Consider the following 21,258-nt stretch of genomic DNA (forward strand, 5'->3'; position numbering starts at 1 on the left):
AAGAACCGTAAGTACACGGTTGCAGTTGGAACAAAAGTAGTGTCTTGGCTGAATTATAAAAACTATTCATAGAAAAAATCCGATGCTTCAGGCGCTGAATGCAATGGGGTTACGCCGGTCGAGGCCCCAATTCAGCTTGCTGCGCAGCGTGCTGAGGAAATTGACGTGATTAAGCTTTACCAGATGCGCGTCGAAAGTTTCACGTCGCACCGCAATCTGCACGCTGTTTTCCACCGGCATCGAGCGCGAATCGAGGGAAAGTAGGCAATTGTTGCTGCGGCCTTCGATTTCAAATGAGATGACGCTGTGGTCGGGCACAATCAAGGGGCGGACGTTGAGATTGTGCGGACATACGGGCGTAATGGTAAAATTGTTGGTTTGTGGCAACATCACGGGACCACCGCAGCTCAGCGAGTAGCCGGTCGAACCCGTTGGAGTCGAAACGATTAGCCCGTCGGCCCAGTACGAGTTTAAATACTCGCCGTCGATGTAGGTGTGCACCACGATCATGGACGAGGTGTCGCGCTTCAGGATCGAAAACTCGTTCAGTCCAAAGTTAAGCGTGCCGAATACGTCGGGGTCGGTATCCACCCGCACCAAGCTGCGGCGGTCCAAGGTGAAATGGCCTTTGAACAGGGTATCGATGGATTGGGCAAGGCGGTCGAGCGTAACGGTGGCTAGGAAGCCCAGCCGGCCGGTGTTGATGCCCAGGATAGGAATCTGCTGCTTGCCCACGTAGGTTACCGTGTCGAGCAGGGTGCCGTCGCCGCCGATGCTGAGCACGAACTGGGTTCCCGCGAGCGAGTCGCCGCGCTGAAAGGTGGTCAGGTTGGCGGGCAATTGCAGCTCCTGCAGGTGTTGCCGGAACGGTTCGGCCACGCTGATTTGCGCGCCGCGGGCCGCCAGATCGTCGAAGAGAGCCTGCAGAAAGGGAGCGGCCGCCGGCTCGAAGGGCTTACCCAGAATGGCAATTCGCATAGGGAGTCAGGGCGAGGACCGGAAAGGCCGCGAAGGTCAGATGGGAAACTCGGTGCGGAAGAACAGGCCGCCGAAGCCGTGCCGGGTGCGGGTGTACTCCAAAGTAAACACGCGGTCGTAGTACGTCACCAGGTGCAGTCCCACGCCCGCGCTAGCCAGCAGCTGGTTGGGCAGGCGGTTGCGGGCGGGCACGGTGCGCTCGGCCACGTAGCCGAGGTCGGTAAAGGTATTCAAATACAGCTGGAGCGGAATGGTATTGATGCGCGGGTCGCCGAACAAAGGCAGCCGCAGCCGGCCCAGGTCGAAGGCGCGGTAGCTCAGGCCCTGCCGCAGCAGTCCGTAGTGCCGCCCGTCCACCACGAACTCGTCGTAGCCGCGCACCACCGCCTGGTTGAAGCCCATGCCGTGGCTGTCGGCGTAGGCCAGGCGGCGGGCAAAGCGCAGGCGGGCTTCGGCCCCGGCGCTGTAGTAGAAGTTGCGGCCCAGATCGACGTAGCGGGCGTAGCGGCCCAGTACGGTACTGATGGGCGGCGAGCCACCACTCAGAAACACGCGCTGGGTGAATACCAACTGCAGGTACTGTCCCGTGAGCGGGTAGGCAAAGGTGTTGCGCTGGTTGATGGTGCGCGTGAGCACCAGATCGACGGAGCGGCGGTGCGGGCCCCCGAGCCAGTACACCGGGTTACGCTGCCGGATGGAGTCGCTGATTTGCTCGTTAATGTAGTAGGCCTCGGCCGTGGTGAGCCGCTGCACCGTGCGCCGCCAGCGCAGCCCCCCGGTCACGTACCAGCGCTCAATAGGAAAGCCCCGTTCGTCGCGGAAGGGCAGCAGCACGTCGCGCTGGGTGGCGTAGTCGAGGGTGTGGCTGCGGTAGTACGAGGCCCCGGCCGACAGCCCGAGCCGGTGCCGACCCAGCTGGGGCGTTACGTAGAACAGCTCGTACTTGCGGTTGAAGCCCAGCTGCAGGTTGCCGCGCAGCTCCTCGTTGCGGCCGCGGAAGTTGTAGCGCACCACGTGCAGGCCGTAGTCGAGGCGGCGCCAGCGGTCGGGCCGTTCCCACCACGCCCGCAGGTTGCGGTCGGCATACGAGAGAATGGGCACCGGAAACGTGTACCAGCGTTCCTGCAGGGCAAAGAGCACGATAACCTCACCGTCGCGGCACGAAACCTGGGTTAGCACGTGGGTAAACAGGCGCAGGTTAAACAGGCGCTGGCGGTTGGCTTCGAGGCGGCGGGCCAGGGAAGCCACGTCCAGGGTGTCGCCCTCGCGCAGGTCCAGCTCGGCCCGCAGAATGCGCTCCTTGGTTACTTCGTTGCCCACGAACAGCACCTGCCCCACCCGCACCCGGGCGTAGCCGGGGCACTGGCTGCGCAGCAAACTGTCGACGGCCACGGTGCGCACCGTGTCGGGCGGCAGGGGCACGGGTGGCCCCGGTGACAGCCAGCCCGGCAGGGCCGCAAGGGCAATGGCCAGCACCCGCTAGAAGCTCAGGTAGCGCAGCAGCGCATCGAGGCGCTCCTGGTCCGACTCGGTGATTTCGCCGCCGCCGCTGAATTGAGCCGTAATCAGGTAACCGAAGCGCTCCAGGGTAGCCACGATGCGGCCCATGCTGCCGGTGTTGAGCTTCAGCGTCAGCCGGATGCGCTGGGGGTCCAGCTCGTCCTGGGCTACGTGGGCACTGAGAATCTTGGCGTTGTTTTCCTCCACGTAGCGGCTGATCTGGCTCAGGGAGTAGTCGCGCTCCTCCATCGACAGCACCAGAATGCCGTTGTCGCCGGCCGCGCCGGGCAGCTGGCCGAAAGCGGCCAGGGTGTCGCCCACGGTCACCACGCCGATGTATTCCTTTTCCTCGCCGAGCACGGGCACCAGCTGCACCTTGTTGCGGATGGCCATTTCCATCACGGTGTAGAAGTGCTGGTCGCGCTGCACGTGCACGTTGGCGAAGCCGAAGGGCACGGTCGAGAGCAGCTGCTCGGGGTCGGCGGCCACGTCAATCAGGTCGGCTTCGGTAATCATGCCGCGGTACTGGCGGTTCTGCACCACCGGCAGCTGGTCGACGTGGAATTCTTCCAGCCAGCGCGCGGCCTTGCCCGCCGAATCGGAAACCTTCAGCGGCGGAATCATTTGGTTAAGCAAGTCTTCGGCGAGCATCGAGTGCATGGCGGCTCGGGAAAAGCGGTGGAAAGAGCAACCGGGGGCTAGGCAGCCAGCCGGGCAGCGGCCCGTTGAATACCGGGTCGGCAGCCGGTGGCTGTCCGAAGCTACGAGGCGCGGCGGACTTTTGCTACCTGGCCCAACGGCAATGTACCGGGCAGAGACTTATACGCCGGCCACAGGTTGCAAGGCCGGCTCAACCAGGAAGGCGCGCAGCAGGTGGTTGAAGGCCTGGGGCCGCTCCATCATGGGCGCATGGCCGCAGTGGTCGAGGAAGTGCAGCTGCGCCCGAGGCAGCAGCCGCTGAAACTCGTGGGCCACCAGCGGCGGAGTAATGGTGTCGTTCAGTCCCCAGATCAGCAAGGCCGGCACCTTGATGCGGTGCAGGTCCTTGGCCAGGTTGTGGCGCTGGGCCGAGCGCGCAATGGTAATGATGCGCAGGCACTTGGCATTGGAGTTGGTGATGCCAAACACCTCGTCGACCAGCTCCTTGGTGGCTACTTTAGGGTCGTAGAAGGTGTAGGCCACGCGCTCCTGCACGTAGGCGTAGTCGCCGCGGCGCGGAAACGAGCCGCCCATGCTGTCCTCAAACAGGCCGCTGCTGCCGGTGAGCACCAGCCGCTGCACTTGGGCGGGGTTGCGCAGGGTATACACCAGGGCCAGATGTCCGCCCAGGGAGTTGCCCAGTACCGTTACGGGCTGGCGCAGCCCAATGGCCCGCACAAAGTCCTGCACGTAGTCGACCAGGCCCGAAATACCGGCCCGGGTCAGGGGCATGTCGTAGAGCGGCAGCAGCGGAATGATTACGCGGTAGTCGCGCGCGAAGTCGTCGGTGACGCCCTGCCAGTTGCTGAGGGCGCCGAACAGGCCGTGCAGTAGGAGCAGCACTTCGCCGCTGCCTTCGTCTACGTACTGAAACCCGCCTTGCTGCTTAATCTGCAATTCCATCGTCAACAATAAGCCCGTACCGGGGCGCCGTTGAGCCCCCCTGATTCGTGCAATGATACGCAATCTGCACCCAATTGCGCAGCAGCGCGAGGCCGTGCGGGGTCAGCAAAGCCTCGGGGTGAAACTGTACGCCAAACAGCGGCAGGCGGTGGTGACGCAGGGCCATCAGCTCGGCTACGGGGTCGGCGGTACGGGCCAGGGGCAGCAGCGTGGGTGGCAGTCCGCGCAGCACCAGGGAGTGGTAGCGCGTTACGGCCAGCCGCGGCGGCAGCCCCGCAAACAGCGCCTCCTGCGGGTTGAGCAGGTCGATGTCGGACACCTTGCCGTGCATGGGCCGGGCCCCGCGCACCAGCTCGGCCCCGAAAAACTCGCCCAGCGCCTGGTGGCCCAGGCACACGCCCAGCACCGGCACCCGTTCGTGCACGGCCGCCAGCAGCGCCATCATCACGCCGGCCCGGCCCGGCGTGCCCGGCCCGGGCGACAGCACCACCGCATCGAAGGGCAGGGCCAGCAGCGCGGCCAGAGGCTCGTCGTTGCGGCGCACCAGCACCTCCACCCCCAGCTGCCGGAAGTAGTCGAGCAGGTTGAAGGTGAAGGAGTCGAAGTTGTCGAGCAGCAGCAGGCGCATGGGGCAATGACTGAATGATTGAATGGGCGAATGACTGTGCTCAGGGTATTCAGTCAGTCACTCATTCAGTCAATAAATCATTAGAAAACGTTCCGCAGGGCGCTGAGCAGCTCGGTGGCAAAGGGCAGCACCACGCCCACGATCTGCAGGGCCACGGGCGTGGCCTGCTGCACCACGGGCAGCAGCAGCGAATCGTGAGTGAGCTGCTGACCCAACGGCAAACCAGCCAGCCCGGTGGCGTAGAGCACCAGGCTCAGCCCCAGCACCCACTTCACCACCCCCACGGCGCCGCCCACGATGTGGTCGAGCATGCCCAGGGGCGTGAGGTGAATGGCGCTGCGCAGCATGCCGCCCACCAGGTGCACGCCCCAGGTGAGCAGGGCAAATACCAGCACGAACGACACCAGCGGCAGCATCCCGAAGGCCTCTCCCACGTAGTGGCGCACTAGCGGCACGGCGGTACTCAGCAGCTTCAGCCCGCCGATGAGGCCCAGCACGAAGGCCACCAGCGACACTACTTCCATCACGATGCCGCGGCGGAAGCCCTTGACGGCGCCCACGGCCAGGGGCATCAGCAACAGCAGGTCGAAACCAGACATTGGGATTAGGGCTTAGCGGGTTAGGTATTAGGGCTTAGGACTCGGCTAGGCGAAAAAACTAAGACTTAACTCTCTAAGCCCTGATACCTACTTAAAAATTCGTGTTATTGAGCAGGCGGCCTACTTCCTGGGAAATGGCTTTGCCGTCGGCCTGGCCGCTCAGCTCGCGGGCGGCTACGCCCATCACCTTGCCCAAATCCGAAGGACCGGTAGCGCCTACGCGCTGGATGATTTCGACCAGCTTCTCGGTGAGGTCAGCTTCCGAGAGCTGAGCGGGCAGGTACTCCTCGATGATGGCCAGCTCGGCCAGCTCGATTTCCTCCAGGTCGGAGCGGAACTGCTTCTGGTAGGTTTCGGCGGCTTCGCGGCGCTGCTTGGCGGCCTTGTTGAGCAGCTTCTGCTCGGTGTCGGGCGTGATGCTGCCGTGGGCGCCTTCGGCCGTTTCGGCCAGCAGGATCTGCGACTTGATGCTGCGCAGGGCCGTCAGGCGCACTTTGTCCTTGGCCAGCATGGCCTGCTTAATATCGGCGTCGATGCGTTCTTTCAGGGTCATAAGCGGGAGGTGATGAAAAATGAACGGGTGGGAAGGCGAGCCGGCAGCAAGCTCCCCGGCAACTCACTATTTCCCGGTGCCTGCCTTACCACCGCCGCCGGCACCCGATATTTGGGACGCCGGCTGCGTAAACGGCAAAAATCCGCTAATTCCGGGATTTATGACGAAGCTAAGCGTAAACATCAACAAAATTGCCACGCTGCGGAATGCCCGCGGCCACAACCGCCCCGACGTGCTGCAGGCGGCCCGCGACTGTGAGCGGTTCGGTGCCCAGGGCATTACGGTGCACCCGCGCCCCGACGAGCGGCACATCCGCTACCAGGACGTGCGCGACCTGAAAGGCATCGTCACCACCGAGCTGAACGTGGAGGGCAACCCCACGCCTGACTTCCTGGACCTGGTGCGCGCGGTGCGCCCCGAGCAGGTGACGCTGGTGCCCGACGCGCCCGACGCCATTACCTCCAACGCCGGCTGGGACACCATTCGCCACCAGGATTACCTGCGCGGCCTCGTGCAGGAGTTCAAGCAGATGGGCTGCCGCGTGAGCATCTTCCTCGACCCGGTGGAGGCCCTGGTGCGGGCCGCCGCCACCACCGGCGCCGACCGCATCGAGCTGTATACCGAGGCTTACGCCAGCGGCTACCAGGCCGACCGCGAAGCCGCCGTGGCCCCTTACCGCGCCGCCGCCGAGCTGGCCCGGCAGCTCGGCCTGGGCCTGAACGCCGGCCACGACCTCGACCTCGACAACCTCGCCTACCTGCGCCAGCAGCTGCCCGGACTGGAAGAAGTCAGCATCGGCCACGCCCTGATCTGCGACGCGCTGTACCTGGGCCTGGAAAACACTATTCAGCAGTACCTCCGCCAATTGCAGTGAATGGGTGAATGAGTGAATTGGTCGTTCATTCACTTCTTTCCCTCTGCGCTACTTCACTCATTCGCTCATTCACCCATTCACTGTTCCGTGCCCCGCCTTTCCCTCGACGACTTCCTGACCGGCCCGCCCGACGCGCCCATTTTTGATGCGCGGGCGCCGCTGGAATATGCCCAGGGCCACATTCCCGGGGCCGTGAGCTTTCCCATCTTCTCCGACGAGGAGCGGGCCCGCATCGGCACTACCTACAAACAGGTGAACCCCGACCAGGCCGTGCTGCTGGGCCTCGACTTCTTCGGACCCCGGATGAGCCAACTGGTAAAACTGGCCCAGCAGCTGGCGCCCCACCGCGAGGTGCGCCTGCACTGCTGGCGCGGGGGAATGCGCTCGGGGGCCATGCAGTGGCTGCTGGAGCTGGCCGGCTTCAGGGTTCACCTGCTCGATAAAGGCTACAAGGACTACCGCCGCTGGGCGCTGGCGCAGTTTGAGCGGCCCTGGCCCCTGCTGGTGCTGGGCGGCCTCACCGGCTCGGGCAAAACCGACGTGCTGCACGCCCTGGCCCGCCGCCAGCAGCCCGTACTCGACCTCGAAGGACTGGCCAGCCACAAGGGCTCGGCCTTCGGCGCCATCGGGCTGCCGCCCCAGCCCAGCACCGAGCAGTTTGAAAACGAGCTGGCTTGGCAGCTAAGCCAACAAGCCGCGGCCCCGCGCCTGTGGGTGGAAGACGAAAGCCGCACCATCGGTACCGTAGCCGTGCCGGGGCCGCTGTTTGAGCAGCTGCGCCAGGCCCCGCTGGTGGTGCTGGAAGTGCCGCGCGAGCAGCGGGTGCAGAAGCTGGCCGCCGAGTACGGCCGCCACGACCCGGCCACGCTGGCCGCCTCGGTGCTGCGCATCCGCAAGCGCCTGGGGGGGCTGGCTACCAGGGAGGCCATGGCCGCCATCGGCGAGGGCGACATGGAGAAAATGGTGTCGCTGGTGCTCGACTACTACGACCGCACCTACCGCCACGGCCTCGAAGGCCGCCCCCGGGTACTGCGCGTGCCCACCGACACCTGCGACCCTGAGGTCAACGCTGAGCGGGTGCTGGCGGCCGTGCAACAATGGCCTGAACCGGATTTTTTCCCAGCTCCAGCGCCGTGAAGTTTCCCGTCTTGCGCGTGGCGCGTCCTTCCAACAACCTGACCGCGCTCCTGCCCTTTTACCGCGACGGGTTGGGCTTCCAGCTCATCGGCCAGTTTGAAAACCACGCCGGCTTCGATGGCCTGGTACTGGGCCACCCGCAGGCACCCTACCACCTGGAGTTTACCCACGAGCCGGGGAAACCAGCTGGTGGAGCACCTTCGCCCGAGCACCTTCTCGTATTCTACCTGCCCGCCGAAGCCGCCTGGCAAGCCACCGTGCAACGTCTGCGGGCGGCAGGCTTTGCTCCGACCGCGGCGCACAATCCTTATTGGGACCAGCAAGGCCTAACTTTTCAGGACCCCGACGGCTACGGCATCGTGCTGCAGCGGGCGGCCTGGGAACGGTAACTTTGCTGCAGGTGCCACTTTACCCAACTTCGTAAACCTGGTTTATATGAACGCCGACCCTACTGCCGCTGCCGATACCATTCGCCTGACCCAGTACAGCCACGGCGCGGGCTGCGGCTGCAAAATCGCGCCCAAGGTGCTCGACCAGATTCTGCACACCACCGTGCCCCAGGCCCCCGACGCCCGGCTGCTGGTGGGCAACAGCTCGCGCGACGACGCAGCCGTGTACGACTTGGGCACCGGGCAGGCGCTCATCAGCACCACCGACTTTTTCATGCCCATCGTCGACGACGCCTACGACTTCGGGCGCATCGCGGCGGCCAACTCCATCAGCGACGTGTACGCCATGGGCGGCCGGCCGGTGCTGGCCATTGCCGTGCTGGGCTGGCCCATCGATAAGCTGGCGCCCGAGGTGGCCCGGCGGGTTATCGAGGGGGGCCGCAGCGTGTGCGCCGAAGCCGGCATTGCCCTGGCCGGGGGCCACAGCATCGACTCGCCCGAGCCCATTTTCGGCCTGGCCGTGACCGGCCTCATCGACATTGCCCACCTCAAGCGCAACGACACGGCCACCGCGGGCAGCCTGCTCTACCTCACCAAACCCCTGGGCGTGGGCATGCTCACCACGGCCCAGAAGAAAGGGCTGCTGCAGGCCGAAGACGCGCAGCTGGCCCCGCAGCAAATGATGCAGCTCAACCAGCTGGGCGAGCCCCTGGGCCGCATTGCCGAGGTTACGGCCATGACCGACGTAACCGGTTTCGGGCTGCTGGGCCACCTGGCCGAGGTGTGTCAGGGCAGCGGGCTCAAGGCGGAAATCGAGTTTGCCCGCGTGCCGCGCCTGGCCGCCGCCGAGGCCTACCGGCGGCAGGGTGCCATTCCGGGCGGCACCCACCGCAACTGGGACTCCTACGGCTCCAAGATCGATGCCTCGCTCACCGAGGAGCAGCGCCACTGGCTGTGCGACCCGCAGACCTCGGGCGGGCTGCTGATCTGCGTGGCACCCGCGGGCCGGGCCGCGGTAGAAGCGCTGCTACAGGCGGCCGGGGTACCCGCCGAGCCGTTTGGCACCCTGCGGCCCCGCGCCGGCGCCGACGAGCCCTACGTACTGGTGCGCTAGGTGCGGCGCCTGCTATGGCCCCTGGTGCAGCTGGCCGTGGCGCTGGGGCTATTCACCCTGGCCCTGCGCTGGCTGCTGGCCCTGTTTGGCCGGCGGCGCGTGGTGTTTGAGGTGGGCTACTGGCGCGGCGTGTATCTGCTGGCCTGGCCCCTGGCCTGCCTGGCCGTGGGCCTGCCCTTTTTGCTGAGCTTCCTCACCGACCCGCATCCGCCCTGGGAAGGTGGGCTGCTGCTGGGGCTGGGCGGCGTGGTGATGGGCTTTTCGCTGCCGGCTTTTCTGCTCCACGGCCAATACTATCTGCGCAACCGCCACACCGCAGTGCTGTTCGACCCCAGGCAGAACCGGCTGGAAGTATACGAGCGCGGCCGCCCCGTGCCCTTCGCCCACGCCGACGTAGCCCGCGTCGACTGGGTGCGCTGCCGTTCGCCGCGCTTGTTCTGGAGCCCATATAACTACCTGCGACTTTATTTGCACGATGGCCGGGTCATCACCCTCACCTCCCTGCTCACTGAGCTCGAACCAGTAGCAGAATTCCTGCGCCATATGGCCCTGACGACCCGCAGACGCTGGTTTTGCTGGGCGTGAAGCGGACCTGGCTAAGATACCGGCAATATTGTATATTTGCCGGATGCCTGGTTTCGTAGCCCGGCCCGATCCGTCCGTCTCATGCGGTTGCTTCCGCTGATCTTGCTACTGCTTGTTGCCCGTGTTTCCTGGTCTCAGGATACGCTGGGCACCGTGCGCCTGCGCCAGCAACTGGCCGCCCGTCCCGCCGATACGGCCCGGGTGCGCCTGCTCAGCAGCCTGTGCTACGCCCTGCACGACGTAGCGCCGCTGCGGGGCCTGACCTACGGCGAGCAGGCCGTGACTTTGGCCCGCAGCACCGACGACCAACCCGGTTTGCTGCGCGCGCTGCTGTACCTGAGCAGCTGCTACGCCAACCTGTCGGACGGTCCGCAGGCCCTCAAGCTGCAGCAGGAGGCCCTGACGCTGGCCCGCGCCCAGCAAAACCACGACGCCATTGTGCGGGCCTTTGCCGGTATCGGCAGCATTCACCACGAGCGCAACGACACGGTGAGTGCCTGGCGCAACTACCGGCAGGCCCTCACCCGCATGCACCGCCCCGGGGTTAGTACCCGCACCCAATTGATGCTGCTGGGCAACCTGGGCACCATGCTCTCCTACATGGGCCGCTACAACGAAGGCCTGGCCTACACCCGCCAGGCCATGCTGCTGGCCAACCGCAGCGGCGACAAAGCAGGGGAATCGATGTACGTGGCCAACCTCGGCAAGTACTACCTGCTGCAGGAGCGCTACGACATTGCCGAGGGCCTGCTGCGCAAAGCCCTAAACATCAGCCAGCCGTTGCGCACGCCGCGCTACCAGACCAGTCAGCTCGAGCTGCTGGCCACCGTGCTGCTGCTGCGCGACCAGCCCGACGAGGCCGAGCAGTACACCCGCCAGGCTCTGGGCATTGCCCGCCGCATCGGCTACCAGGAGCGCATTCTGGATGCTTACAACCTGTTGGCCAACATCAGCGTGCACCGCCGCGACTTCGAGCAGGCCTACGACTGGCAGCTGCGCTTTCAACAGCTGAACGACTCGCTCAACAGCCGCAGTCGCCTGAACACGCTCACCTCCCTGCAAACGCGCTACGAAACCCACGAAAAGGAAAACCAGATTCGCCTGCTCACCCAGCAGGGCCAGCTCCAGCAAGTGCGCAACCGCGAGCTGTGGGTAGTGGTGGGCGCCCTGCTGCTGGGCCTGGTGGGCGCCGGCGTGTTCTACGGCAAGCTGCGCCGCAGCCAGCACGCGCTGGCGGCCAACCACGCCGCCCTAGCCCGCGCCACCGAGCAAACCCGCCAGCTGTCGGCCAGCAAAGACCGCCTGTACTCCATCGTGGCGCACGACCTGCGCGGGCCGGTGACTTCCTTTGTGGGCGTGACGGAGCTGATTGACTTCTACCTGCGCACCGGCGACGAGCAGGGCCTCAAGCGCCTGCCCAAGCAGGTGCGGCAGTCGGCCCACAACCTCAACCACCTGCTCGACAACCTGCTGAACTGGGCCGTGAGCCAGACCGGGGAGCTGGCCTTTCAGCCCGAGCCGCTGCCCGTGGCGCCCCTGCTCGACAGCGCCGTGGAGCTGTACCGCACCACCGCCGAAGCGCGCCAGATTACCGTGACGACCACCGACCCCGAGCACCTGGCCGTGCGCGCCGACGCCAACATGACGCGCACCATCCTGCGCAACCTACTGGCCAATGCCCTCAAGTTCACGCCCGTGGGCGGGGCCGTGCAGCTCACCGCCGAAACCACGCCCGACGGCCGGTTCGTGGTGCTGAGCGTCATCGACACCGGCCCTGGCATCGCGCCCGAGCACCTGGCCCAGCTGCTGAGCCCCGATTCAGGCAAGGCCCGGCCCCTGGTAAGTGGGGCGCGCAGCGGCACGGGCCTGGGCTTGCCGCTGTGCCGCGCCTTTGCCGAGCGGCAGGGCGGCAGCCTCGACATCCGCAGCACCCCCGGCCACGGTACGCACGTGCGGGTGCAGCTTCCCCGGGCGTAGCATAACCCCAGCGGCTTTGTTCCGCCGGTCCAGCGCCCAAAACCGCCCGGGCACCGGCTGCACCCGAGTCGGTCGCGCCGTTTGCCCGACGTTGTCGACCTTTGCGCCATGCTACCGCTTCACTACCGCGAATCGGGCCAGGGCCGCCCGCTGGTTATTCTCCACGGCCTCTTCGGCACCCTCGACAACTGGCAAAGCCTGGCCCGGCGCTGGGCCGAGCGCTTCCGCGCCGTGGCCGTGGACTTGCGCAACCACGGCCGCTCGCCCCACCACGACGAGCACAGCTACGAGTTGATGGCCCAGGACGTGCTGGGCTTGTTCGACCAGTTGCAGCTCGGCCCCGAAACTACCCTGATGGGCCACAGCATGGGCGGCAAGGTGGCCATGCGCTTTGCCCTCGACTACCCCGACCGCCTGGCCAAGCTGGTGGTACTCGACATTGCTCCGCGCCGCTCGTCGATGGAGCACCAAGACAACATCCTGGACGGCCTGCGGGCCGTGGAGCTGGCCACGCTGCAAAGCCGCCAGCAGGCCGACGAAGCCTTGGCCCAACACATTCCCCAGCCCGACGTGCGGCAATTTCTGCTCAAGAACCTGTACCGCCGCGAAGACAACTCCTTTGCCTGGCGCCCCAACCTGGCCGTCCTCGCCGAAGACCTGACAGCCGTCGGCGCCGAAGTCACCGCCGCACAGCCCTTCCTGAAGCCGGCTCTGTTCATCCGCGGCGGCAAGTCCAACTACATCAGCCCCGAAGACAAGCTGCACGGCATTCCAACCCTGTTTCCCAACTCGCAGGTGGAAACGGTGGTTGATGCTGGGCACTGGGTGCACGCCGAGAAACCCGAGGAAGTTTTCGGGCTGGTGCAGGCCTTCGTGGGTAATTAATAATTCATAATTATTAATTAATAATTACCCCATGACCCTCTACCTGATTCCCACCGTGCTGGCCGACGACACCGCCGCGCAGGTGCTGCCGCCGCAGGTAGCAGAGCGCGTGGCGGCCCTGCGCTACTTTCTAGTGGAAAATGCCCGCACCGCCCGGCGCTTCATTAAGCAGGTGGCGCCCGCGCAGGTTATCGAGGAGCTGCGCATCAGCGTCATCGACAAGGACTCTTCCGACGCGCAGGTGCGGGCGGCGCTGCAGCTAATGCAGAAAGAAGGACTGGACGCGGGCGTATTGTCGGAAGCGGGCTGCCCTGGCATTGCCGACCCGGGCGCCCTGCTGGCCCGCGAGGCGCACCGCCTGGGCATCCAGGTAGTACCGCTGGTGGGCCCCTCCAGCCTATTGCTGGCGCTGATGGGCTCGGGCCTCAACGGGCAGAGCTTCGCCTTTCACGGCTACCTGCCCATTGAGAGGGCCAAGCGCGCCGCCGCCATCAAGCAGCTGGAGCGCACGGCCCTGCAGCAGCACCAAACCCAGCTGTTCATTGAAACGCCCTACCGCAACGGCCCGCTGCTGGAGGATTTGCTTTTCAACCTGCAGCCCAGCACGCGCCTGTGCATTGCCGCCAGCCTGACCGCTCCCAACGAGTACCTGCGCACCGACACCGTCGCTGGGTGGAAAGGCCAGCTGCCCGACATTCATAAGCAACCCGCGGTGTTTCTGATTGGCGCCTAGCACTTATCACGCCGCCTGCGACGTGTTTCCGCCTAAGTTCTGTAGCTGCTCCCAGTCCGGGAGCAGCTTTTTTTTTTCGGCGCCGTGGGGGTATTGCGGCCCGGGAGTATCTACCTGTCGAAGCTCCGGCGGGCTTCCTCTGATTGTCATACCCACCCCACTCCCTTACGACTATGAAAGCAAGCTTTTCCCTCGCCCTCCTTTTCCTTTCTGCCCAGGCCGCGCTGGCCCAAACCGAACCGGCGGAACTGCCCGAACTTAAAACCCGGCCTTTCCAGCTCAGCCTGCTGCCGCCGCTGAGCACCAACGGCCTGGAAGCGGGGCGGGTGGTCAACCGCATGTCGCTGAACCTGTTCGGCGGCTACAACGGCGGTGTGCAGGGCTTTGAAGCCGGCGGCTTCTTCAACCTCAACAAGCACGACGTACAGGGCTGCCAGCTGGCCGGCTTCGTCAACGGCACCGGCGGCGCGGTGGCGGGCGCTCAGTTGGCGGGCTTCGTCAATGCCAATGCCGGCCCGGCCCAAGGCCTGCAGGCGGCTGGCTTCGGCAACGTCAGCCGCGGCGGGCAGGTGGTGCAGCTCGGCGGCTTCTTCAACGTGGCCCAGACAGCCAAGGCCCAGGTAGCGGGGTTTGTCAACGTCGCCCGCCGCGTCGAGGGCCTGCAACTGGGCTTTATCAACATCTGCGACTCCACCAGCGGCGTGCCCATCGGCTTCATCAACGTGGTACGCCGGGGCGGGCTGCGCCAGTTCGAGCTGGCGGCTTCCGACGCGCTGCATACCACCGTATCGTTCAAGCTGGGCACGCCCCGGTTGTACACGGTAGTGGCCGTGGGCCGGCAGTTTGACTCGCGCTTCCACTGGGGCTATGGCCTGGGCCTGGGTACGCAGCAGCCGCTGGGCCGCAGTTGGGCGCTGAGCCACGAGCTGCGTTGCTACTCCATGACCAACAAGTACTTCAACTCCGACCGCCTGGATTTGCTGGCCCAGTACCGCCCCACCCTGAGCCGGCAGCTGGCCTCGCACCTGAGCGTGTTCGTGGGCCCAAGCGTGAACGTGTCCATTGCCGACCGCGCCACCGATGGGCAACCCGGCAGCCGCCTCAACATTCCCTACTCGCTCTACGAAAATGAGGGCAGCCGCACCCGCGTCGTCGGGTGGATCGGGGCCACGGCGGGCATCAGCCTGTAGTGAAAGTGACAAGTAACAGGCGACACGTGACAGGTCCGTAGCACCAGCTTGTCACGTGCGGCCTGTTACTTGTTACCACAGTGTACCCTGTTACTTCATTAGCTGATACACCAGCAGCGAAGCCACGTAGGCCAGGCCGCTCATGTACACCAGCTGCAGCAGCGGCCAGGTCCAGCCCTTGGTTTCGCGGTAGGTGGTGGCCAGGGTGCTCACGCACTGCATGGCAAACACGTAGAACACCAGCAGCGAAGCAGCGCGGGCCGGGTTGAAGAAGGGCTGGCCGTTTTCATCCTTTTCGGCGCGCAGCTTCTGCTGCACCGTGCTCATGTCAGCGTCCTGCCCCACGCTGTAGATGGTGGAAATGGTGCCCACGAACACCTCCCGAGCGGCAAACGAGGTCAGCAGCGCAATGCTCACTTTCCAGTCGAAGCCCAGGGGGCGTACCGCCGGCTCGATGGTGCGGCCAAACACGCCGGCGAAGGAATTCTCCAGCTTTTTGGCGGCCACCAGGTTATCGGTCTGCTCGGGCGTGAAGTGCTGCCGGGCGGCTTCGGCCTGGGCGTGCTGCTCGGCCCGCTGCAGGGCGTCGCCGGGGCCGTAGGAAGCCAGCACCCACAGCAGAATCGACACGGCTACGATGACCTTGCCGGCCTGAAACACGAAGGCCTTGACTTTCTCGACGATGGTCAAGCCCACGTTTTTCCAGCGCGGCCAACGGTACACCGGAAATTCCATGATGAAAAAGCTCCGCTCCTTGGCCCGCAGCAGCGTCTTCAGCGCCCAGGCCGAGAGGATGGCCGATAGGAAACCCAGCAGGTACAGGCCCATCAGGGCCACGCCCTGCAGGTTGAAGATGCCCAGCACGGTTTCGTCGGGCACTACCAGGGCTACCAGCACGGTGTACACCGGAATGCGCGCCGAGCAGGACATGAGCGGCACCACGAAAATGGTGATGATGCGGTCCTTCCAGTTCTCGATGGTGCGCGTGCTCATGATGGCCGGCACGGCGCAGGCCATGCCCGAAATCAGCGGCACCACGCTTTTGCCGTTCAGCCCGAACTTGCGCATGATGCGGTCCATCAGGAACGTAACCCGCGCCATGTAGCCCGATTCTTCGAGCACGGCAATGAAGGCGAAGAGCAGGGCAATCTGCGGAATGAACATCAGCACCCCGCCCAGACCGGCAATGATGCCATCGGAGAGCAGGTCGATGAGCGGGCCTTCGCCCAGGGCCTTCACCTGCCCGCCCAGCCAGGCCACGCCCTGGTCGATGAGGTCCATGGGCAGCTCGGCCCAGGCGAAGATGGCCTGGAAAAGCAAAAACAGGATGCCCAGAAAAATCAGGTAGCCGCCCACGCGGTGGGTCAGCACGCGGTCGAGCCGGTTGCTGGCCGACTCGTTCTTTTCGGCCCGCGTCACGCGCACCACGTCCAGCAGCAACTCCGAAATGCGGGCGTACCGGTCGATGGTTTCCTGGGCCTGCAGGCTGACGGAGTCGAACTGGTACTGCTGGCACAGCTCGGCCAGGTAGGCGCGGTCGTCGGCGCTCAGAAAAGCCAAGCGCTGGTACTGGTGCGCGTAGTGCAGCGCCAAGTAGTCGTTGTGCAGGTTGAAGTAGTAGCGGATCTGCCGGATCATCGGCAGCAGCGCGTCGGTGGGCTCGTAGAAGGTTTGGACCGGCGGGCCCAGCTCCTGCGCCATCACGATCTTGAGGGCCGCCACGCCCACGCCCTTACGGGCGTTCATGGGAATGACGGGCACACCCAGTTGCTGCTGCAGCTCCGCCACGTCGATCTGAATGCCGTGCTGCTCGGCCGTGTCCATCATGTTCAGGGCCAGCACCATAGGCAGCTGCAGGTCGGCCAACTGGGTAAACAGCAGCAGGTTGCGCTTCAGGTTCGAGGCGTCGGCCGTAACGACCACAAAATCGGGGTAGCCGTCGGCGCCTTTGTCGTAGAGCAGGTCGGTGATAACCTTCTCGTCGAGGCTCTTGGGGTAGAGCGAGTAGGTACCGGGCAGGTCGATAATGTCGGCGCGGTGCTGGCCGGTAAGGTGCGCGGTGCCGGTTTTGCGGTCCACCGTCACGCCGGGGAAGTTGCCGACCTTCTGGTTGAGCCCAGTGAGCTGGTTGAACAGCGACGACTTGCCCGAGTTGGGGTTGCCGATGAGCGCGATGCGCGTGTGCCGCTGCGGGCCCGAGCCGGCCGCAGCGGCTACGGTTACCTGCGGCTGGCTGGCTTCAATGACCGCCCCACTTCCCATTCCGTCCAGAGTTATTTAAGCATGATAGTCGCCGCCTCGCTCACCCGCAGCGACAGCGTGTACTCGCCGTCGACGTGCAGGGTGATGGGGCAGCCCAGCGGCGCGCGGCCGTTTAGCGTTACCCGCGTGCCCGGAATGCAGCCCATTTCCAGCAGCTTAAGCGCCATTTCGGGGTCGTTCAGGCAGCAGATGGTGCCCGTTTCACCCAGGCGCAGGTCCTTCGCGCTGCGGGCGGCGGCAGTAACAGAAGCAGTTGTAGGCACGGGCGGCGGGGTTTATTTAGACAAGCTATAAACAAAGATAGGCCGCGCAAAGGTTTCCGCCAAAGCCGGGCCGGGCGGGCGGAATTGAGAAGTATGATTTAGCTGGATAGGAATTGGATTCTTATAAATATTCGAAGCGGGGGCATGGTAACCGACTAAACTGCTTGTATTTTTGACATATAATCCACCGCTTATGCTCAAACGCCTACTTTTTTTCGTCGCGCTTGCTTGGCTTCTCCCGCAGCTGGGTTTGGCCCAAGACAACCGCATTACGGGCCGGGTTGTTGATGCCAAAACCAAGGAGCCCATTCCCTTTGCTTCCATCGGTCTGAAGGAAGAGCAAAGCGGGGCCCTGACCAACGAATACGGCTTCTTCCAGATGGCGCAGCCCGAGAAGGCCGCGCAGGACTCCCTCATCATTCAGGCCCTGGGCTACTTCCGCAAGTCGGTAGCCGTGAAGAAGGGCGACAAGCTGGAAGACCTCATCATCGAGGTTACCAAACGCAACATCGTGCTGTCGGAGGTGAAGGTAGACGGCACCAAGGTGAAGGCCAAGGGCCTCGGCGCCAACACCAACACGCCCGGTGAGGGCATGATTCAGGGCATGCCGGGCAGCCAGTACGCCTTCTTCGTGAAAAACGAGAAGGGCAAGAAGCTCGGCGCCATCCGCACCGTGTCGTTCTACATCGGGGAGCACGGCTTTCCCAAGGAGCCCTTCCGCGTGCGCATCTACAAGCCCGACGGCGACTACAACGCCCCCAATACCGACCTGCTCACCGAGAACGTGGTGGTATCGGCTCCCGGCGGCGGCGCCTGGTTCACCATCGACATGACGCCCTACAACATCATGGCCCCGGACGAAGGATTCTTCGTGGCCATGGAGTGGATCGTGTCGGGCGACAAGTTCTACACCACCAACTTCATGGACAACTACACGCCCTACGGGCAGATCATGAAGCCGACCTTCGAGTTCAAGGAAAGCCGCACCTGGACCTACACCATGGGCAAGGGCTGGAGCCTGATTACCATGTCGAACAGCACGGGCCTGCGCTACAACGCCATGATCAAGGCCGAGGTAGACGTGTACAAGTAGTATTGAGTAGCAGGTACTTGGTGTCGAGTACTGTTCTGACGCAACGAGCCGGCGCTTCCCAGTGCCGGCTCGTTGTGCTTTCGGGCCTTCCTGCCGCCGCGTCGATTTACCGCTCCAGCACCTTACTTCCCATATTCTCTATCAAGTACTCAATACCAACTACTCACTACCCAGTACCAAGCCTTCATTCCGACACGAACACCCGCTTGACCCGCTCGCTGACGCTGGTGAGCAGCTCGTAGGGAATGGTGCCGATGCGGGCGGCCAGCTCCGTCAGGCCCAGTCCTTCGCCGAAGACCAGGGCTACGTCGCCTTCCTGGGCGTCGGGAATGTGGGTGACGTCAATCATGCACATGTCCATGCACACGTTGCCCACCAGCGGGGCGCGCCGGCCGCGGATGAGCACCTCCCCCACCCCGCGCGAAAAGCGCCGGTCGTAGCCGTCGGCGTAGCCGATGGCCAAGGTGGCAATGCGCCGCTCGTGGGGGGCCGCGTCGCCGCGGCGGCCGTAGCCTACGGTTTCGCCGGCGGGCAGCTGCTTGATCTGGGAAATGGTGGTGCGCAGGTTGCTCACCGGGCGCAGGGCCTGGGGGTCGAGGCCGGCGGCTTCCACGCCGTAGAGGCCGATGCCGAGGCGCACCATGTCGAAGTGGGCGTGGGGAAAGCGCAGGATCCCGGGCGAGTTGAGCGCGTGCTTGATGACAGGGTAGCCCAGGGCGTCTTCGAGGCGGGCGGCCATGCGCTGGAAGGTGTGGAGCTGGCGGTGCGAGAAGTCGTTGTGCTGCTCTTCGTCGGCGCCGGCCAGGTGGGTGAGGGCACTGGCCACGCGCAGCGCGGCGGCGTGGCGGCGCAGCTCGGGCAACAGCTCGGGCAGGTCGGTTTCGGCGAAGCCCAGGCGGCGCATGCCGGTGTCGAGCTTGAGGTGGATGGCCGGCAGGGGCCCGGCAGCGGCGGCCTGCAGGTACTCGCGCAGGCGGGCGAACGAGTAGATTTCGGGCTCGAGGTGGTACTGGCGCAGCAGGCCGAAGGAATCGGGTGAGGGATTCATGACCATGATGGGCAGCGAGATGCCGTTTTCGCGCAGCTGCACGCCCTCGTCGGTATAGGCCACGGCCAGGTAATCGACGCGGTGGAACTCGAGCAGGTTGGCTACTTCGTAGGACGAGCTGCCGTAGGCGAAGGCCTTGACCATGACCATGAGCCGGGTGCCGGGCTGCAGGCGGGCACGGTAGTAATTCAGGTTGTGCACCAGGGCATCGAGGTTGACTTCGAGCACGGTGCCGTGGATTTTCTGCTGGAAGGCGGCCACCACGCGCTCGAAGCCAAAGCGGCGGGCACCCTTCACCAGGATGGTTTCCTGGCGGAAGTGGTCGGGGTGGAACCAGGCCAGCAGGGCTTCGGTATCGGCAAAGAACTGTACCTCGGGCACGGCCTCGGCCAGCACGGCGCGGTGCTGGCCGATGGCCTCGCCCACGGCCAGCAGGCGCTGCACGCCGTGGCGGGCGGCCAGCTCGGCCACGCGGCCGTAGAGTGCCGCGGCCGGCAGGCCCGACTCGAGCACGTCGGAGAGGATGAGGGTGCGGCGGCCGCGGCGGGGCTGGCGCTGCAGGGCGTCGAGGGCGAGGTCGAGGCCGGTGAGGTCGTTGTTGTAGGTGTCGTCGAGGACGTAGCAGTCGTGGATGGCCTGCTTCATTTCGAGGCGCATGGCCACGGGGTGCAGGCGCAGCAGGCGGCGCTGAATGTCGGCGGCGGGCAGCTGGCGCCAGAGCAGCACGGCGAGGCAATGCAGCAGGTTTTCGAGGGAGGGCTCGTCGGCGAAAGGCAAGGTGAAGACGTGCTCTTGCTGTTGATAGCGCACGCGGGCCAGGGTTTGCTGCGGGTCGGCGGCGGGGCTCAGCTGCACCTGCACGGCGGCGCCGGGGGCGGCGTGGCGCGACCAGGTGAGGCGCTGCACGGTGGCGGGCAGGGCCTCGGCGGCCTGGTGCACAGCAGCGTGGTCGCGGCAGTAGACGAGGGTGCGGGCGGTGGCAAAAAGCTGCATTTTCTCGGCGGCCTTCTGCTCGCGGGAAACGAAGCCGGCGTCGTGGGCGGGCCCGAGGTTGGTGAAGATGCCCAGTGTAGGCTGAATAACGCGGGCGAGGCGCGCCATTTCGCCGGGCTCGGAAATGCCGGCCTCGAAGATTCCTAGGGTATGCTGGGGGCGCAGCTCCCACACGCTCAGGGGCACGCCCACCTGGGAGTTGAAGGAACGTGGCGAGCGGCAGATCAGCTCGTCGGGGCTCAGCAGCTGGGCCAGCCACTCCTTCACGATGGTTTTGCCGTTGGAGCCGGTGACGGCCCATACGGGGCCGGTGAAGCCGGCGCGGTGCCGGGCGGCCAGGGTTTGCAGGGCGGCCAGGGCCCGGGGTACCTGCACGATGCCGGCTTCGGGGAAGTAGGCCAGGGCCACGGGGGCTTCGACCACGAACAGGCGCACGCCGCGGCGGTAAAGCTCGGGCAGGTACTGGTGGCCGTCGTGGTGGGGGCCGCGCAGGGCGAAGAACACCGTGCCGGCGGGCACGCCCACGCGGCGGCTGTCGAGCAGCAGGTGCTCGACGGGGGTGGCGGCATCGGGGGGAGCTTGCAGCAGCGTGCCGCCGAGCAGGGCGGGCAGGGAATCGAAGCGGAGCATGGCGCGGGTGGGTTGCAGCGGCAAAGGTACGGCGGGGCCGGGCGGGTGGTGGAAGCGTGCTGGCTGGTGGTGGGAGCGAGCTGGCTGTTGGCAGATGCTTGCGGACAGGCAGTCGGGGTGGACTGATCGGCTGCGGCAGTGCGGTGGCGGGTCGTGGAACCTCATCGTTTCAGCACCTTTCTCGCGCGGCACTTCACCACTCGCCATTTCACCGCTTCACAACTT

At 65.2% G+C, this 21,258-nt stretch carries 20 protein-coding genes; 10 read left to right on the forward strand and 10 right to left on the reverse strand.

The window, feature by feature from the left end; all coding sequences use genetic code 11:
• Positions 1–87: 87 nt before the first annotated feature.
• The 7 genes from ACE191_RS11835 to ACE191_RS11865 all read right to left on the reverse strand — a co-directional run bounded on the left by ACE191_RS11835 (position 88) and on the right by ACE191_RS11865 (position 5,860).
• Positions 88–978: an NAD kinase gene (locus ACE191_RS11835; protein WP_400192434.1), complete on the reverse strand. Its 891-nt coding sequence runs from the start codon at positions 976–978 to the stop codon at positions 88–90.
• A 36-nt stretch (positions 979–1,014) separates the two neighbouring features.
• Positions 1,015–2,400 (reverse strand): BamA/TamA family outer membrane protein, encoded by a 1,386-nt coding sequence (locus tag ACE191_RS11840; RefSeq protein ID WP_400192435.1) that lies wholly within the window; start codon positions 2,398–2,400, stop codon positions 1,015–1,017.
• A gap of 57 nt (positions 2,401–2,457) precedes the next feature.
• Positions 2,458–3,138 (reverse strand): CBS domain-containing protein, encoded by a 681-nt coding sequence (locus ACE191_RS11845; RefSeq protein WP_400192436.1) that lies wholly within the window; start codon positions 3,136–3,138, stop codon positions 2,458–2,460.
• 159 nt (positions 3,139–3,297) lie between these two features.
• Positions 3,298–4,080 carry an alpha/beta fold hydrolase gene (locus ACE191_RS11850; RefSeq protein WP_400192437.1) on the reverse strand — a complete coding sequence of 261 codons (783 nt, stop codon included), beginning with the start codon at positions 4,078–4,080 and terminating at the stop codon, positions 3,298–3,300.
• The gene (locus tag ACE191_RS11855) at positions 4,064–4,708 is read right to left on the reverse strand and encodes an anthranilate synthase component II (protein WP_400192438.1); all 645 of its coding nucleotides are present in this window, start codon (positions 4,706–4,708) and stop codon (positions 4,064–4,066) included. Before ACE191_RS11855 ends, ACE191_RS11850 begins: the two co-directional genes overlap by 17 nt.
• Positions 4,709–4,788: 80 nt before the next feature.
• Complete coding sequence (locus ACE191_RS11860) at positions 4,789–5,307, reverse strand: CvpA family protein (RefSeq protein WP_400192439.1); 519 nt, start codon at positions 5,305–5,307, stop codon at positions 4,789–4,791.
• Between the two features lie 91 nt (positions 5,308–5,398).
• Positions 5,399–5,860, reverse strand: a complete 462-nt coding sequence (locus ACE191_RS11865) for a GatB/YqeY domain-containing protein (RefSeq protein WP_400192440.1) — start codon at positions 5,858–5,860, stop codon at positions 5,399–5,401.
• A 160-nt stretch (positions 5,861–6,020) separates the two neighbouring features.
• On the opposite strand from ACE191_RS11865, the gene ACE191_RS11870 reads away from it, so the two are divergent.
• The 9 genes from ACE191_RS11870 (at position 6,021) to ACE191_RS11910 (ending at position 14,744) form a co-directional block, all read left to right on the forward strand.
• Entirely contained in the window at positions 6,021–6,734 is a 714-nt protein-coding gene (locus tag ACE191_RS11870; protein ID WP_400192441.1) for a pyridoxine 5'-phosphate synthase, read from the forward strand.
• Positions 6,735–6,821: 87 nt separating this feature from the next.
• Positions 6,822–7,871, forward strand: a complete 1,050-nt coding sequence (gene mnmH / locus ACE191_RS11875) for a tRNA 2-selenouridine(34) synthase MnmH (RefSeq protein WP_400192442.1) — start codon at positions 6,822–6,824, stop codon at positions 7,869–7,871.
• A complete protein-coding gene (locus ACE191_RS11880; RefSeq protein WP_400192443.1) occupies positions 7,868–8,260 on the forward strand; it encodes a VOC family protein in 393 nt (130 codons plus the stop codon). Before mnmH ends, ACE191_RS11880 begins: the two co-directional genes overlap by 4 nt.
• Positions 8,261–8,306: 46 nt before the next feature.
• Positions 8,307–9,374 carry a selenide, water dikinase SelD gene (gene selD, locus ACE191_RS11885; RefSeq protein WP_400192444.1) on the forward strand — a complete coding sequence of 356 codons (1,068 nt, stop codon included), beginning with the start codon at positions 8,307–8,309 and terminating at the stop codon, positions 9,372–9,374.
• Positions 9,375–9,959: a hypothetical protein gene (locus ACE191_RS11890; protein WP_400192445.1), complete on the forward strand. Its 585-nt coding sequence runs from the start codon at positions 9,375–9,377 to the stop codon at positions 9,957–9,959.
• A 102-nt stretch (positions 9,960–10,061) separates the two neighbouring features.
• Positions 10,062–11,936, forward strand: coding sequence for an ATP-binding protein (locus ACE191_RS11895; RefSeq protein WP_400192446.1), 1,875 nt, complete (start codon positions 10,062–10,064; stop codon positions 11,934–11,936).
• Positions 11,937–12,044: 108 nt separating this feature from the next.
• Positions 12,045–12,821 (forward strand): alpha/beta fold hydrolase, encoded by a 777-nt coding sequence (locus tag ACE191_RS11900; RefSeq protein WP_400192447.1) that lies wholly within the window; start codon positions 12,045–12,047, stop codon positions 12,819–12,821.
• A 31-nt stretch (positions 12,822–12,852) separates the two neighbouring features.
• The gene (locus ACE191_RS11905; protein WP_400192448.1) at positions 12,853–13,554 is read left to right on the forward strand and encodes an SAM-dependent methyltransferase; all 702 of its coding nucleotides are present in this window, start codon (positions 12,853–12,855) and stop codon (positions 13,552–13,554) included.
• Positions 13,555–13,727: 173 nt separating this feature from the next.
• Positions 13,728–14,744, forward strand: a complete 1,017-nt coding sequence (locus ACE191_RS11910) for a hypothetical protein (protein ID WP_400192449.1) — start codon at positions 13,728–13,730, stop codon at positions 14,742–14,744.
• A 90-nt stretch (positions 14,745–14,834) separates the two neighbouring features.
• Here the strand turns inward: ACE191_RS11910 and feoB are convergent, their stop codons facing one another.
• Both feoB and ACE191_RS11920 read right to left on the reverse strand, forming a co-directional pair.
• Positions 14,835–17,006, reverse strand: a complete 2,172-nt coding sequence (gene feoB / locus ACE191_RS11915; protein WP_400192450.1) for a ferrous iron transport protein B — start codon at positions 17,004–17,006, stop codon at positions 14,835–14,837.
• An 11-nt stretch (positions 17,007–17,017) separates the two neighbouring features.
• Entirely contained in the window at positions 17,018–17,269 is a 252-nt protein-coding gene (locus tag ACE191_RS11920) for a ferrous iron transport protein A (protein WP_400192451.1), read from the reverse strand.
• Positions 17,270–17,519: 250 nt separating this feature from the next.
• On the opposite strand from ACE191_RS11920, the gene ACE191_RS11925 reads away from it, so the two are divergent.
• Positions 17,520–18,362, forward strand: a complete 843-nt coding sequence (locus tag ACE191_RS11925; protein ID WP_400192452.1) for a carboxypeptidase-like regulatory domain-containing protein — start codon at positions 17,520–17,522, stop codon at positions 18,360–18,362.
• A 184-nt stretch (positions 18,363–18,546) separates the two neighbouring features.
• On the opposite strand, the gene ACE191_RS11930 is transcribed toward ACE191_RS11925, so the two are convergent.
• Positions 18,547–21,033, reverse strand: a complete 2,487-nt coding sequence (locus ACE191_RS11930) for a bifunctional UDP-N-acetylmuramoyl-tripeptide:D-alanyl-D-alanine ligase/alanine racemase (RefSeq protein WP_400192453.1) — start codon at positions 21,031–21,033, stop codon at positions 18,547–18,549.
• Positions 21,034–21,258: the final 225 nt, after the last annotated feature.

The sequence above is a fragment of the Hymenobacter sp. B81 genome (genome assembly GCF_044628455.1).
Classification (GTDB): Bacteria; Bacteroidota; Bacteroidia; order Cytophagales; family Hymenobacteraceae; genus Solirubrum.

Excerpts from the sequence above, each read along its gene's own strand:
- ACE191_RS11865 (WP_400192440.1), bottom strand. The coding sequence starts at position 5,860 with ATGACCCTGAAAGAACGCATCGACGCCGATATTAAGCAGGCCATGCTG.
- feoB (WP_400192450.1), bottom strand. The coding sequence starts at position 17,006 with ATGGGAAGTGGGGCGGTCATTGAAGCCAGCCAGCCGCAGGTAACCGTA.
- ACE191_RS11850 (WP_400192437.1), bottom strand. The coding sequence starts at position 4,080 with ATGGAATTGCAGATTAAGCAGCAAGGCGGGTTTCAGTACGTAGACGAA.
- selD (WP_400192444.1), top strand. The coding sequence starts at position 8,307 with ATGAACGCCGACCCTACTGCCGCTGCCGATACCATTCGCCTGACCCAG.
- ACE191_RS11835 (WP_400192434.1), bottom strand. The coding sequence starts at position 978 with ATGCGAATTGCCATTCTGGGTAAGCCCTTCGAGCCGGCGGCCGCTCCC.
- ACE191_RS11870 (WP_400192441.1), top strand. The coding sequence starts at position 6,021 with ATGACGAAGCTAAGCGTAAACATCAACAAAATTGCCACGCTGCGGAAT.
- ACE191_RS11855 (WP_400192438.1), bottom strand. The coding sequence starts at position 4,708 with ATGCGCCTGCTGCTGCTCGACAACTTCGACTCCTTCACCTTCAACCTG.
- ACE191_RS11930 (WP_400192453.1), bottom strand. The coding sequence starts at position 21,033 with ATGCTCCGCTTCGATTCCCTGCCCGCCCTGCTCGGCGGCACGCTGCTG.
- ACE191_RS11860 (WP_400192439.1), bottom strand. The coding sequence starts at position 5,307 with ATGTCTGGTTTCGACCTGCTGTTGCTGATGCCCCTGGCCGTGGGCGCC.
- ACE191_RS11900 (WP_400192447.1), top strand. The coding sequence starts at position 12,045 with ATGCTACCGCTTCACTACCGCGAATCGGGCCAGGGCCGCCCGCTGGTT.
- ACE191_RS11845 (WP_400192436.1), bottom strand. The coding sequence starts at position 3,138 with ATGCACTCGATGCTCGCCGAAGACTTGCTTAACCAAATGATTCCGCCG.
- ACE191_RS11905 (WP_400192448.1), top strand. The coding sequence starts at position 12,853 with ATGACCCTCTACCTGATTCCCACCGTGCTGGCCGACGACACCGCCGCG.
- ACE191_RS11910 (WP_400192449.1), top strand. The coding sequence starts at position 13,728 with ATGAAAGCAAGCTTTTCCCTCGCCCTCCTTTTCCTTTCTGCCCAGGCC.